Source organism: Pseudomonas violetae (assembly GCF_023072615.1).
Classification (GTDB): Bacteria; Pseudomonadota; Gammaproteobacteria; order Pseudomonadales; family Pseudomonadaceae; genus Aquipseudomonas; species Aquipseudomonas violetae.
This window is the reverse complement of sequence record NZ_JAKNRW010000009.1, coordinates 125,266-138,858: the sequence shown is the minus strand read 5'-3', so window position 1 is coordinate 138,858 and position 13,593 is coordinate 125,266. Positions and strand designations below refer to the sequence as shown.

11 protein-coding genes are annotated in these 13,593 nt (G+C 59.2%); all 11 read left to right on the top strand.

The window, feature by feature from the left end; genetic code table 11:
* Positions 1–40 precede the first annotated feature (40 nt).
* The 11 genes from L9059_RS14040 (at position 41) to nuoH (ending at position 13,585) form a co-directional block, all read left to right on the top strand.
* Positions 41–1,210 (top strand): ribosomal protein uL16 3-hydroxylase, encoded by a 1,170-nt coding sequence (locus L9059_RS14040; RefSeq protein ID WP_247291622.1) that lies wholly within the window; start codon positions 41–43, stop codon positions 1,208–1,210.
* On the top strand, positions 1,203–1,628 hold the full coding sequence (locus L9059_RS14035; protein ID WP_247291621.1) for a GNAT family N-acetyltransferase: 426 nt from the start codon (positions 1,203–1,205) through the stop codon (positions 1,626–1,628). Before L9059_RS14040 ends, L9059_RS14035 begins: the two co-directional genes overlap by 8 nt.
* Positions 1,629–1,830: 202 nt before the next feature.
* Positions 1,831–2,592 carry a secretin N-terminal domain-containing protein gene (locus L9059_RS14030; protein WP_247291620.1) on the top strand — a complete coding sequence of 254 codons (762 nt, stop codon included), beginning with the start codon at positions 1,831–1,833 and terminating at the stop codon, positions 2,590–2,592.
* Positions 2,593–3,067: 475 nt separating this feature from the next.
* Entirely contained in the window at positions 3,068–4,393 is a 1,326-nt protein-coding gene (gene aceA / locus L9059_RS14025) for an isocitrate lyase (protein ID WP_008032724.1), read from the top strand.
* A 529-nt stretch (positions 4,394–4,922) separates the two neighbouring features.
* Positions 4,923–5,336, top strand: a complete 414-nt coding sequence (locus tag L9059_RS14020) for an NADH-quinone oxidoreductase subunit A (protein ID WP_003223812.1) — start codon at positions 4,923–4,925, stop codon at positions 5,334–5,336.
* A 10-nt stretch (positions 5,337–5,346) separates the two neighbouring features.
* Positions 5,347–6,021 (top strand): NuoB/complex I 20 kDa subunit family protein, encoded by a 675-nt coding sequence (locus L9059_RS14015; protein WP_008146035.1) that lies wholly within the window; start codon positions 5,347–5,349, stop codon positions 6,019–6,021.
* Between the two features lie 72 nt (positions 6,022–6,093).
* A complete protein-coding gene (nuoC, locus tag L9059_RS14010) occupies positions 6,094–7,878 on the top strand; it encodes an NADH-quinone oxidoreductase subunit C/D (RefSeq protein ID WP_247291619.1) in 1,785 nt (594 codons plus the stop codon).
* Positions 7,879–7,880: 2 nt separating this feature from the next.
* On the top strand, positions 7,881–8,378 hold the full coding sequence (gene nuoE, locus L9059_RS14005) for an NADH-quinone oxidoreductase subunit NuoE (RefSeq protein ID WP_007946422.1): 498 nt from the start codon (positions 7,881–7,883) through the stop codon (positions 8,376–8,378).
* Positions 8,375–9,730 carry an NADH-quinone oxidoreductase subunit NuoF gene (gene nuoF / locus L9059_RS14000; RefSeq protein ID WP_247291618.1) on the top strand — a complete coding sequence of 452 codons (1,356 nt, stop codon included), beginning with the start codon at positions 8,375–8,377 and terminating at the stop codon, positions 9,728–9,730. The genes nuoE and nuoF overlap by 4 nt, the downstream gene beginning before the upstream one ends.
* Before the next feature lie 136 nt (positions 9,731–9,866).
* On the top strand, positions 9,867–12,581 hold the full coding sequence (gene nuoG / locus L9059_RS13995) for an NADH-quinone oxidoreductase subunit NuoG (protein WP_247291617.1): 2,715 nt from the start codon (positions 9,867–9,869) through the stop codon (positions 12,579–12,581).
* A complete protein-coding gene (gene nuoH, locus L9059_RS13990) occupies positions 12,578–13,585 on the top strand; it encodes an NADH-quinone oxidoreductase subunit NuoH (RefSeq protein ID WP_247291616.1) in 1,008 nt (335 codons plus the stop codon). The genes nuoG and nuoH overlap by 4 nt, the downstream gene beginning before the upstream one ends.
* The last annotated feature ends 8 nt before the right edge of the window (positions 13,586–13,593 follow it).

Genomic DNA, 13,593 nt, shown 5'->3' with positions numbered 1-13,593 from the left:
TATTCCCGTCTGAAAAGTGCTTTTTTTCAATAGGTTACACATGAATCCTGATATTCCTCTTCAACTTCTGGGCGGCATCACGGCGCGCGAATTCATGCGCGACTACTGGCAGAAAAAACCGCTGCTGATCCGTCAGGCGATTCCTGATTTCGAAAGCCCGATCGACGCCGACGAGTTGGCCGGCCTGGCGCTGGAAGAAGAAGTTGAGTCGCGCCTGGTGATCGAGAACGGCGAGCGCCCCTGGGAATTGCGCCGCGGCCCATTTGCCGAAGACGAATTCAGCAAGCTGCCGGAGCAGGACTGGACTCTGCTGGTTCAAGCCGTTGACCAGTTCGTCCCGGAAGTCGCTGAACTACTGGAAAACTTCCGCTTTCTACCAAGCTGGCGCGTCGATGACGTGATGATCAGCTTCGCCGCTCCAGGTGGCAGCGTCGGCCCGCACTTCGACAACTACGATGTGTTTCTGCTGCAAGGTCACGGCAAGCGCAACTGGAAAATCGGCCAGATGTGCGACGCCGAAAGCCCGCTGCTGCAGCACGCGGACCTGCGCATCCTGGCTGATTTCGAAGCCACCGACGAATGGGTCCTGGAACCGGGCGACATGCTGTACCTGCCACCGCGCCTGGCCCATTGCGGCGTAGCCGTGGATGATTGCTTGACCTACTCGGTCGGCTTCCGCGCACCAAGCGCCTCCGAAGTGCTGACTCACTTCACCGACTTCCTCAGCCAGTTCCTGTCGGACGAAGAGCGCTACACCGACGCCGATGCCCAGCCTGCGTCTGACCCGCACCAAATTCAGCACGACGCGCTAGGCCGCCTCAAAGGCCTGCTGGCCGAACACATGAGCGACGAGCGCCTGCTGCTGACTTGGTTTGGCCAGTTCATGACCGAGCCGCGCTACCCGGAACTTGTGGTAGGCCCGGAAGAGATCGAGGAAGACGACTTGCTCGCCAGCCTGGAACAGGGCGCCGTACTGATCCGCAACCCAAGCGCGCGCCTGGCCTGGTCCGAAGTCGATGACGACCTGCTGCTGTTCGCCAGCGGCCAGAGCCGTTATCTGCCGGGCAAGCTGCGCGAACTGCTAAAAATGATCTGCGCCGCTGACGCACTGCACGTCGACAACCTTGGCCAATGGCTGAGCGACGAAGACGGTCGTGGCCTACTGTGCGAGCTGATCAAGCAAGGAAGCCTGGGGTTCGCTGATGAATAAAATTCACGTACGTGTCGCAGACTGGCAACAGGACAACGCCGATATCCGGCGCATTCGTGAGACGGTATTCATCGCCGAGCAATCTGTTCCACCAGAACTTGAGTGGGATGCAGATGACGAGACAGCTGTGCATTTCCTGGCCTTCGAGGATGACTTCCCGATTGGTACTGCGCGCCTCCTGCCCGATGGGCACGTGGGCCGGGTGTCGGTACTGAAAGACTGGCGCGGCTTGAAAGTGGGCGACGCGCTGATGCAAGCGGTGATTGATGAAGCCGAGAAGCGTGGGCTGAAGCAACAGATGCTGAGTGCACAAGTGCAGGCGACGGCGTTCTATGAGCGCCTGGGCTTCAGCCTGGTCAGCGAGGAGTTCCTGGAAGCCGGAATTCCCCATGTGGACATGGTGCGTCATTCGGCTTAATCACTCCCTCGCCAAAAAAGCCTGAAGAACACCACAAAACGCCCCGCCATCTCCGGATGCCGGGGCGTTTTGCTGTCCTTTATTCAACTTGCCCCACCCCAAGCCGACAAACTGGCAATATCAATAAATCAAAGGCAGGATCAAAAGATCGCAGCCTTCGGCAGCTCCTACGGGCTTTGTTTATTTGGCGGAGATAACGGACATGTCCCTACGCACCCTGCTCACCACGCTGCTGCTCACCTGCAGTTTTTCGCTCAGCGCTGCCACCGAGATCGTGCCGCTGAACTACCATACCAGCGCCGACATGCTGCCAATGGCGCAAGATTTCGTCGGCAAGGACGGCCAAGTCAGCGCTTATGGAAATCAGCTAATTGTCACCGCAGATCAACGGAAAATCGACGAACTTAAGGCGCTAATCAGCCAACTGGACACTGCACCAAAACGCCTGCTGATCACCGTCGACACCAGTGAAAACAATTTTCAGGCTGACCAGGGCTATTCGGTCAACGGTGCCAAGCCGAGCCAGACCCGCATCATCAACCACAGTACTGACAGCCGTGATGGTGGCATCCAGCAGATCCAGGCCAGCGAAGGTGCGCCCGCGCTGATCCAGGTGGGCCAGAGCGTGCCACTGACCACCAGCCAAAGCGACTCCTACGGCGACCTGCGCAGCCAGACCGAGTACCGCAACGTCACCCAGGGCTTCTATGTCACCGCCCGCGTCACCGGTGAGATTGTTCACCTGGATATCAGCACCAACCGTGACCGCATGAGCCAGGAACGTCCCGATGTAGTGAATGTGCAAAGCACCGACACAACGGTCACGGGCCGCCTTGGCGAATGGATCACTCTCGCCGGCGTGAATCGCCAGACCCAGGCCGACAAACAAGGCCTGGCCCGCAGCTACTCGACTCAGGGCCGGGACGACATGACCCTGCGGGTCAAAGTCGATACTTTGGACTAAACCACCGAAAACTGACTGATTAGTCGTATTAGACCAAAGATGTAGTGCTATAAAAAAAGCACTACAAAACGTTTGACGATCGAAAAAAGCAAAGGCATGATGGCCTCGCTCCCGCTAATCAGAGGCCCTGGCAAGGGCCTTCGAAACGATGTTCGCATATACCCCGTGAACCGCTTCGTGTCTGTACCGCCCACAAGGTGTGTTTGACGAGATTGCCGACTGGAACGAAGTTGTCCCGAGGGACGGAAGCGTAATTAGGTAACCCGGCTCCACACTGAAGTTTGCATCAGGGCCCACGACGCCCGAATGCGTTCGCCAGTTCGCCCTTACCTGCTCACTTCCCCTCGAGCCCATCGTTCATCCCGTCGCCAATCCCGCCGAATCCGACTTGACCGCCTAAGCTTCTGGTCTGCGAGCGCACGTATTTTCCACCGCAGAACAACTTTCCGTAAAAGACGCGACGAGGTTTATCTCCATGGCACTGACACGCGAACAGCAAATTGCAGCCCTCGAAAAAGACTGGGCTGAAAACCCACGCTGGAAAGGTGTGACACGCGCCTACTCCGCTGCTGACGTCGTCCGCCTGCGTGGCTCGGTTCAACCTGAGCACACCTTTGCAAAACTCGGCGCCGAGAAGCTGTGGAACCTGGTGACCCAGGGTGCCAAGCCGTCCTTCCGCCCAGAGAAAGATTTCGTCAACTGCATGGGCGCCCTGACCGGCGGCCAGGCTGTACAACAAGTCAAGGCCGGCATCCAGGCGATCTACCTGTCGGGCTGGCAAGTGGCTGCGGACAACAACTCCGCCGAATCGATGTACCCGGACCAGTCGCTGTACCCGGTGGACTCGGTTCCAACCGTGGTCAAGCGCATCAACAACTCCTTCCGTCGCGCTGACCAGATCCAGTGGAAAGCCGGCAAAGGCCCGGGTGACGAAGGCTACATCGACTACTTCGCGCCGATCGTGGCTGACGCCGAAGCCGGTTTCGGTGGGGTACTGAACGCCTACGAGCTGATGAAGAGCATGATCGAAGCAGGCGCCGCCGGCGTTCACTTCGAAGACCAACTGGCTTCCGTGAAAAAATGTGGCCACATGGGCGGCAAGGTACTGGTTCCTACCCAGGAAGCCGTACAGAAGCTGACCGCTGCTCGCTTGGCAGCTGACGTGGCCGGTACTCCGACCATCATCCTGGCCCGTACCGACGCTAACGCGGCTGACCTGCTGACTTCCGATTGCGACCCTTACGACCAGCCGTTCGTAACTGGCGAACGTACCCAGGAAGGTTTCTACAAAGTGCGCGCAGGCCTGGACCAGGCTATCGCTCGCGGCCTGGCCTACGCTCCATACGCTGACCTGATCTGGTGCGAAACCGCCAAGCCGGACCTGGACGAGGCTCGTCGCTTCGCTGAAGCGATCAAAAAGGAATACCCGGACCAACTGCTGTCGTACAACTGCTCGCCTTCCTTCAACTGGAAGAAAAACCTGGACGACGCGACCATCGCCAAGTTCCAGCGCGAACTGTCCGCCATGGGTTACAAGCACCAGTTCATCACCCTGGCCGGCATTCACAACATGTGGCACAGCATGTTCAACCTGGCGCACGACTACGCCCGCAACGACATGACTGCCTACGTGAAACTGCAAGAGCAAGAGTTCGCTGACGCCGCCAAGGGTTACACCTTCGTGGCTCACCAACAGGAAGTGGGCACCGGCTACTTCGACGACATGACCACCGTGATCCAGGGCGGCTCGTCCTCGGTGACCGCACTGACCGGTTCGACCGAAGAAGAACAGTTCCACTGATCTGAGCAAACGGCCGTTGCGGACCGAATAGAAAGCTAACCGCAACGTCGCACATCTGACGCCCCGACTGGTTCGGGGCGTTTTTTTGCGCGGGATTTCGTGAAACAACAAAACCCTGTAGAAACTGCCGCAGGCTGCGATCTTTTGATCTTGCTGTTAAAAAAATCAAAAGATCGCACTCGTCAGCTCTTACAGTTGCGCACATATAAGATAACTTCCCAGCCATAAACCTGAGAAACAGTTTGAAAACCGTCACAAACGGCATTGATTATCATTTAAACCAAGCTGTGTTCGTTACATTCCCTACAAAACATAATTCCCGAAAAGCCGGCTAATGCCCGCAACGCAAGGGCTACACCCCTTTTTCCGTGCGTAATGTCCTTATTCCTATAAATAATTTCGCTATAGGAATTTTACTTGCACCGTGTTGTGCCATAAAATCAGCGGGATTGATTGCTGCGACATATCGTCACTGCGTTGTTTCTTTTTCAAGCTCAGAGACCTTTGCTCTCTGTTAAGGATTTCCAGCATGCCCGAAGCGACAGGACTCATGGCCCACAACTGGGGCTTTGCCATTTTCCTTCTGGGCGTCGTCGGCCTCTGCGCCTTCATGCTTGGCGTTTCCAGCCTCCTTGGGTCAAAAGCCTGGGGCCGCAGCAAAAACGAACCGTTCGAGTCCGGCATGCTACCTACAGGTGGCGCCCGCTTGCGGCTCTCAGCCAAATTCTATCTGGTCGCGATGCTCTTCGTGATCTTCGATATCGAAGCCCTCTTTCTCTTTGCCTGGTCTGTGTCCGTCCGCGAAAGCGGCTGGACCGGATTCGTCGAAGCTCTCGTTTTCATAGCAATTCTGTTGGCAGGTCTTGTCTACCTGTTCCGAGTGGGCGCCCTTGACTGGGCTCCGGAAGCGCGGCGCAAGCGGCAGGCGAAGCTGAAACAATGAGGCTTTGGCAATGCAATACAATCTCACCAGGATCGACCCCGATGCTCCTAACGAGCAGTATCCGATTGGCGAGCGGGAAACCGTTTCCGATCCGTTAGAAGATCAAGTTCACAAAAACATTTTCATGGGCAAGCTCGAAGACGTGCTTAACGGCACGATCAACTGGGGGCGCAAGAACTCCCTGTGGCCGTATAACTTCGGTCTTTCGTGCTGCTACGTGGAAATGACCACCGCCTTCACGGCGCCCCACGACATCGCGCGCTTTGGCGCCGAGGTTATCCGGGCATCGCCGCGTCAGGCGGATTTTATGGTTATCGCCGGTACCTGCTTCATCAAGATGGCGCCGATCATCCAGCGTCTCTACGAGCAAATGCTCGAGCCTAAATGGGTTATCTCCATGGGTTCGTGCGCCAACTCCGGTGGCATGTACGACATCTACTCCGTCGTTCAAGGGGTGGACAAGTTCCTGCCCGTGGACGTCTACGTGCCTGGCTGCCCGCCCCGCCCTGAAGCTTTTCTGCAAGGCTTGATGCTGTTGCAGGAGTCGATTGGACAGGAGCGTCGTCCGCTTTCCTGGGTCGTCGGCGATCAAGGCGTGTACCGCGCCGAGATGCCTTCGCAAAAGGAACAGCGCCGCGAACAGCGAATCGCAGTCACCAACCTGCGCAGCCCCGACGAAGTCTGATCCAGCTCTGCTTCTTTAATAGAACGAGACACTGGCTTCATTCTTTACGTTGACCGAAAGCGATAAATAACCATGACTACAGGCAGTGCTCTGTACATCCCGCCTTACAAGGCAGACGACCAGGATGTGGTCGTCGAACTGAACAACCGTTTTGGCCCCGAGGCGTTCACCGCCCAGCCGACCCGCACTGGCATGCCAGTGCTTTGGGTTGCCCGTGCCAAACTTTTTGAAGTCCTGAGCTTCCTGCGCAACCTGCCCAAGCCGTACGTCATGCTCTATGACCTGCACGGCGTGGACGAGCGCCTGCGCACCAAGCGTCAAGGGCTGCCAAGCGGCGCCGATTTCACTGTGTTCTATCACTTGATGTCGATCGAACGTAATAGTGACGTCATGATCAAGGTCGCCTTGTCCGAGAGCGACCTCAGCGTACCGACCGTCACCAGCATCTGGCCGAACGCCAACTGGTACGAGCGTGAAGTGTGGGACATGTACGGCATCGACTTCAAAGGTCACCCGCACCTGACCCGCATCATGATGCCGCCGACCTGGGAAGGTCACCCGCTGCGCAAGGACTTCCCGGCCCGTGCCACCGAGTTCGACCCGTTCAGCCTGACCCTGGCCAAGCAACAGCTTGAAGAAGAAGCAGCGCGCTTCAAGCCTGAAGACTGGGGTATGAAGCGTTCCGGGGCGAACGAAGACTACATGTTCCTCAACCTCGGCCCGAACCACCCTTCCGCGCACGGTGCATTCCGCATCATCCTGCAGCTGGACGGTGAAGAAATCGTCGACTGCGTGCCAGACGTTGGCTACCACCACCGTGGTGCCGAGAAGATGGCCGAGCGTCAGTCCTGGCACAGCTTCATTCCGTACACCGACCGTATCGACTACCTCGGCGGCGTGATGAACAACCTGCCGTACGTGCTCTCGGTCGAGAAGCTGGCCGGCATCAAGGTGCCTGAGAAGGTCGACGTCATCCGGATCATGATGGCCGAGTTCTTCCGGATCACCAGCCACCTGCTGTTCCTGGGTACGTACATCCAGGACGTCGGTGCCATGACCCCGGTGTTCTTCACCTTCACCGACCGCCAGAAGGCGTACACGGTGATCGAAGCCATTACCGGTTTCCGTCTACACCCGGCCTGGTACCGCATCGGTGGCGTCGCCCACGACCTGCCGCGCGGCTGGGAAAAACTGGTGAAAGACTTCGTCGAGTGGATGCCAAAGCGTCTGGACGAATACCAGAAAGCCGCCCTGGACAACAGCATCCTCAAAGGCCGGACCATCGGCGTCGCTGCCTACAACACCAAAGAGGCCCTGGAATGGGGCGTCACCGGTGCCGGCCTGCGTTCGACCGGTTGCGACTTCGACCTGCGTAAAGCGCGCCCGTACTCCGGTTACGAGAATTTCGAGTTCGAAGTGCCGCTGGCGGCCAATGGCGATGCCTACGATCGTTGCATCGTGCGCGTCGAAGAAATGCGCCAGAGCATCAAGATCATCGAACAGTGCATGCGCAACATGCCGGAAGGGCCGTACAAGGCGGATCACCCGCTGACTACGCCGCCGCCGAAAGAGCGCACGCTGCAGCACATCGAGACCCTGATCACGCACTTCCTGCAAGTTTCGTGGGGCCCGGTCATGCCGGCCAACGAATCCTTCCAGATGATCGAAGCGACCAAGGGCATCAACAGTTATTACCTGACGAGCGATGGCGGCACCATGAGCTACCGCACCCGGATTCGTACTCCAAGCTTCCCGCACCTGCAGCAGATCCCTTCGGTGATCAAAGGCAGCATGGTCGCGGACTTGATCGCGTACCTGGGTAGTATCGATTTCGTTATGGCCGACGTGGACCGCTAAGCATGAACAGCACGCTTATCCAGACAGACCGTTTCACCTTGAGTGAAACCGAGCGCTCGGCCATCGAGCACGAGTTGCATCACTACGAAGACCCGCGCGCGGCGTCGATCGAAGCCCTGAAGATCGTCCAGAAGGAACGTGGCTGGGTGCCTGATGGCGCCCTGTACGCCATCGGCGAAATCCTCGGCATCCCGGCCAGCGATGTTGAAGGCGTGGCAACGTTCTACAGCCAGATCTTCCGTCAGCCGGTTGGTCGTCACATCATTCGCGTCTGCGACAGCATGGTCTGCTACATCGGCGGCCACGAGTCCGTGGTCAGCGAAATCCAAAGCAATCTGGGCATCGGCCTGGGTCAGACCACTGCCGACGGTCGTTTCACCCTGCTGCCGGTCTGCTGCCTCGGCAACTGCGACAAGGCGCCGGCGTTGATGATCGACGACGACACGTTCGGTGATGTACAGCCAGCCGGCGTTGCCAAATTGCTCGAGGGCTACGTATGACCCTGACTTCCTTTGGTCCTGCCAACCGTATCAAGCGGTCGGCTGAGACTCACCCGCTGACCTGGCGCCTGCGTGACGACGGCGAGGCCGTGTGGCTCGACGAGTACCAGGCCAAGAATGGTTATGCCGCTGCGCGCAAGGCCTTCGCCGAAATGGCCCAGGACGATATCGTCCAGACCGTGAAAGACGCCGGCCTGAAAGGTCGCGGCGGTGCCGGCTTCCCCACTGGCGTGAAGTGGGGCCTGATGCCCAAGGACGAATCCATCAACATCCGCTACCTGCTGTGCAACGCGGATGAAATGGAGCCGAACACCTGGAAAGACCGCATGCTGATGGAGCAACTGCCCCATCTGCTGATCGAAGGCATGCTGATCAGTGCTCGCGCGCTGAAAACCTACCGTGGCTACATCTTCCTGCGCGGCGAATACACCACCGCCGCCAAGCACCTGAACCGTGCCGTGGAAGAAGCCAAGGCAGCGGGCCTGCTGGGCAAGAACATTCTGGGCAGCGGTTTTGATTTCGAGCTGTTCGTCCACACCGGCGCCGGGCGTTACATCTGCGGTGAAGAAACCGCACTGATCAACTCCCTCGAAGGCCGCCGCGCCAACCCGCGTTCCAAGCCGCCCTTCCCTGCCGCCGTTGGCGTGTGGGGCAAGCCGACGTGCGTGAACAACGTTGAAACCCTGTGCAACGTGCCGGCGATCATTGCCGACGGCGTGGACTGGTACAAATCGTTGGCCCGTGAAGGCAGTGAAGACATGGGCACCAAGCTCATGGGCTTCTCCGGCAAGGTCAAGAACCCGGGCCTGTGGGAGCTGCCATTCGGCGTCACCGGTCGCGAGTTGTTCGAAGACTACGCCGGCGGCATGCGCGACGGCTTCAAGCTCAAGGCTTGGCAGCCAGGCGGCGCCGGTACCGGTTTCCTGTTGCCGGAACACCTCGACGCACAAATGTACGCCGGCGGCATCGCCAAAGTGGGCACCCGCATGGGTACCGGCCTGGCCATGGCGGTGGACGACAGCGTCAACATGGTTTCCCTGCTGCGCAACATGGAAGAGTTCTTCTCCCGCGAATCGTGTGGCTTCTGCACCCCATGCCGTGACGGTCTGCCGTGGAGCGTCAAGCTGCTGCGTGCGATCGAGAACGGTGAAGGGCAAGCCGGCGATATCGAGACCCTGCTGGGTCTGGTCGGTTTCCTCGGCCCTGGCAAGACCTTCTGTGCTCACGCACCGGGCGCCGTGGAGCCACTGGGCAGCGCAATCAAATACTTCCGCCATGAGTTCGAAGCCGGCATCGCGCCTATCAGCGCCGCCGTCCCGCCTCTGGCAAGGCCGATCGTAGTCGGCGCGTAAACGCTTAAAAAGGCGAAGGGTCCGTGCCCTTCACCTTCTCGTGCGATGACGCCTTTGGAGGCTGTTTTGATTCGCACGAACACAAGATTCCATTAGCCACGCCCGCTGACACCGGGCCAACGAAGAACTTTGAACCATGGCCACTATCCACGTAGACGGCAAAGAGCTCGAAGTCGATGGGGCAGACAACCTGTTACAGGCATGTCTGTCACTAGGCCTCGATATCCCTTATTTCTGCTGGCACCCCGCCCTTGGCAGCGTTGGCGCTTGCCGCCAGTGCGCGGTCAAGCAGTACACCGACGCCAACGACACCCGTGGTCGGATTGTCATGTCCTGCATGACCCCCGCCACCGACGGCAGCTGGATCTCCATCGACGACGAAGAAGCGAAAGTGTTTCGCGCCAGCGTCGTCGAATGGCTGATGACCAACCACCCTCACGACTGCCCGGTCTGTGAAGAAGGCGGTCACTGCCACCTGCAAGACATGACGGTAATGACCGGCCACAACGAGCGCCGTTACCGCTTCACCAAGCGTACCCACCAGAACCAGCAACTGGGCCCGTTCATTTCCCACGAGATGAACCGCTGCATCGCTTGCTACCGCTGCGTGCGCTTCTATAAGGACTACGCCGGCGGCACTGACCTCGGTGTGTTCGGCGCCCACGACAACGTGTACTTCGGTCGCGTTGAAGACGGCCCCCTGGAAAGCGAGTTCTCCGGCAACCTCACCGAGGTCTGCCCGACCGGTGTGTTCACCGACAAGACTCACTCCGAGCGCTACAACCGCAAGTGGGACATGCAGTTCTCGCCGAGCATCTGCCATGGCTGCTCCAGCGGTTGCAACATATCCCCGGGCGAACGTTACGGTGAACTGCGTCGTATCGAAAACCGCTTCAACGGTTCGGTCAACCAGTACTTCCTGTGCGACCGTGGCCGTTTCGGCTATGGCTACGTCAACCGCGAAGACCGCCCGCGTCAGCCATTGCTGGCCAATGGCACCAAGCTGAGTCTCGACGAAGCGCTGGACAAAGCCGCTGACCTGCTGCGCGGTCGCAACATCGTTGGTATCGGCTCGCCCCGTGCCAGCCTCGAAAGCAACTATGCATTGCGCGAACTGGTTGGCGCCGAGCACTTCTACTCGGGTATCGAAACCGCCGAGCTGGAACGCATTCGTCTGGTCATGCAGGTGCTCAAAGACAGCCCGCTGCCGATCCCGAACATGCGCGACATCGAAGACCATGACGCGATTTTCGTCCTCGGTGAAGACCTGACCCAAACCGCTGCCCGCATGGCGCTGTCCCTGCGTCAGTCGGTCAAGGGTAAAGCCGAAGACATGGCCGACGCCATGCGCGTCCAGCCTTGGCTCGATGCAGCAGTGAAGAACATCGGTCAGCATGCGCTGCACCCGCTGTTCATCGCCAGCCTGGCTGAAACCAAGCTCGACGACATCGCTGAAGAATGTGTACACGCTGCGCCTGACGACCTGGCTCGTATCGGTTTCGCCGTGGCTCACGCCCTCGACGCCAGTGCTCCGGCCGTTGAAGGCCTGGACACCGAAGCACTGGACCTGGCCAAGCGCATTGCCGACGCCCTGCTCGCGGCCAAGCGTCCGCTGATCATTGCCGGCACTTCGCTGGGCTCCAAGGCCCTGATCGAAGCGGCGGCAAACATCGCCAAAGCCTTGAAGCTGCGCGAGAAGAACGGCTCCATCAGCCTGATCGTGCCAGAGGCCAATAGCCTCGGCCTGGCCATGCTCGGTGGTGAATCGGTCGACGCTGCGCTGCAATCGGTAATTGACGGCAAGGCCGACGCCATCGTCGTGCTGGAAAACGATCTGTATACCCGCACCGACAAGGCGCTGGTCGATGCTGCCCTGAACGCTGCGAAAGTGCTGATCGTCGCCGACCATCAGAAGACCGCCACCAGCGATCGTGCGCACCTGGTCCTGCCAGCTGCCAGCTTCGCTGAAGGCGACGGCACCCTGGTCAGCCAGGAAGGCCGTGCCCAGCGCTTCTTCCAGGTATTCGATCCAAAGTACATGGACGCGAGCATCCTGGTCCACGAAGGCTGGCGCTGGCTGCACGCCCTGCGCTCAACCCTGCTGAACCAGCCGATCGACTGGACCCAACTGGACCACGTCACCGCTGCCGTTGCCTCGAGCACTCCGCAGCTGGCACGTATCGTTGATGCCGCGCCGTCTGCCTCGTTCCGTATCAAGGGCATGAAACTGGCCCGTGAACCGCTGCGTTATTCCGGTCGTACCGCCATGCGCGCTGACATCAGCGTCCATGAACCGCGTACCCCGCAAGACAACGACACCGCGTTCAACTTCTCGATGGAAGGTTACTCGGGCTCGGTCGAACCGCGTCAGCAAGTGCCATTCGCCTGGTCCCCGGGTTGGAACTCGCCACAGGCCTGGAACAAGTTCCAGGACGAAGTCGGTGGTCACATCCGCGCTGGCGACCCGGGCACCCGCCTGATCGAAAGCACCGGTGATTCGCTGAACTGGTTCGCCAGCGTTCCGCGCGCGTTCAACCCGGCTCAAGGCACCTGGCAAGTCGTGCCGTTCTTCCATCTGTTCGGCAGCGAAGAGAACTCTTCGAAGGCCGCACCGGTTCAGGAACGCATTCCAGCCGCCTATGTCGCGTTGGCCAAATCTGAAGCCGACCGCCTGGGTGTCAATGAAGGTGCCTTGCTGAGCTTGAACGTTGCTGGCCAGACCCTGCGTCTGCCGCTGCGTATCAACGAAGAGCTGGGTGCTGGCCTGGTTGCATTGCCCGCGGGTATTGCCGGCATTCCACCGGCGATCTTTGGCAAAACCGTTGACGGTCTGCAGGAGGCAGCTCAATGACCTGGTTCACGCCTGAAGTGATTGACGTGATCATCGCGGTCCTCAAGGCCATCGTGATTCTGCTCGCCGTGGTGGTGTGCGGCGCGCTGCTGAGCTGGGTGGAGCGTCGTCTGCTTGCCCTCTGGCAGGACCGTTACGGTCCGAACCGCGTCGGCCCGTTCGGCGCATTCCAGATCGCGGCCGACATGATCAAGATGTTCTTCAAGGAAGACTGGACGCCACCGTTCGCCGACAAGATGATCTTCACCCTGGCACCGGTAGTGGCCATGAGCGCCCTGCTGATTGCCTTCGCGATCATCCCGATCACCCCGACCTGGGGCGTGGCGGACATCAACATCGGCATCCTGTTCTTCTTCGCCATGGCCGGCCTGTCGGTCTATGCGGTGTTGTTCGCCGGCTGGGCGAGTAACAACAAGTTCGCCCTGCTGGGCAGCTTGCGGGCCTCGGCGCAGACCGTGTCGTACGAAGTGTTCATGGGCCTGTCGCTGATGGGCATCGTGATCCAGGTCGGCTCGTTCAACATGCGCGACATCGTCGAATATCAAGCGCAGAACCTGTGGTTCATCATTCCGCAGATTTTCGGTTTCCTGACCTTCTTCATCGCTGGCGTCGCCGTGACTCACCGTCACCCGTTCGACCAGCCGGAAGCGGAGCAGGAACTGGCCGACGGTTACCACATTGAATACGCCGGCATGAAATGGGGCATGTTCTTCGTCGGCGAATACATCGGCATCGTGTTGATTTCGGCGCTGCTGGTGACCTTGTTCTTCGGTGGCTGGCATGGTCCGTTCGGCATTCTGCCGCAGATACCGTTCATCTGGTTTGCACTGAAAACCGCGTTCTTCATCATGATCTTCATCCTGCTGCGCGCCTCGATTCCGCGCCCACGGTATGACCAAGTGATGGATTTCAGCTGGAAGTTCTGCCTGCCGCTGACCCTCGTCAACATGCTGGTGACCGCTGCGATCGTGTTGCTTAACACGCCCGCCGTCGCGGCTCAGTGAGGATAGAG

Coding starts and splice junctions, on each gene's coding strand:
- L9059_RS14015 (WP_008146035.1), top strand. CDS start 5,347: ATGCAATACAATCTCACCAGGATCGACCCCGATGCTCCTAACGAGCAG.
- L9059_RS14030 (WP_247291620.1), top strand. CDS start 1,831: ATGTCCCTACGCACCCTGCTCACCACGCTGCTGCTCACCTGCAGTTTT.
- nuoG (WP_247291617.1), top strand. CDS start 9,867: ATGGCCACTATCCACGTAGACGGCAAAGAGCTCGAAGTCGATGGGGCA.
- nuoF (WP_247291618.1), top strand. CDS start 8,375: ATGACCCTGACTTCCTTTGGTCCTGCCAACCGTATCAAGCGGTCGGCT.
- nuoH (WP_247291616.1), top strand. CDS start 12,578: ATGACCTGGTTCACGCCTGAAGTGATTGACGTGATCATCGCGGTCCTC.
- L9059_RS14040 (WP_247291622.1), top strand. CDS start 41: ATGAATCCTGATATTCCTCTTCAACTTCTGGGCGGCATCACGGCGCGC.
- L9059_RS14020 (WP_003223812.1), top strand. CDS start 4,923: ATGCCCGAAGCGACAGGACTCATGGCCCACAACTGGGGCTTTGCCATT.
- nuoC (WP_247291619.1), top strand. CDS start 6,094: ATGACTACAGGCAGTGCTCTGTACATCCCGCCTTACAAGGCAGACGAC.
- L9059_RS14035 (WP_247291621.1), top strand. CDS start 1,203: ATGAATAAAATTCACGTACGTGTCGCAGACTGGCAACAGGACAACGCC.
- aceA (WP_008032724.1), top strand. CDS start 3,068: ATGGCACTGACACGCGAACAGCAAATTGCAGCCCTCGAAAAAGACTGG.
- nuoE (WP_007946422.1), top strand. CDS start 7,881: ATGAACAGCACGCTTATCCAGACAGACCGTTTCACCTTGAGTGAAACC.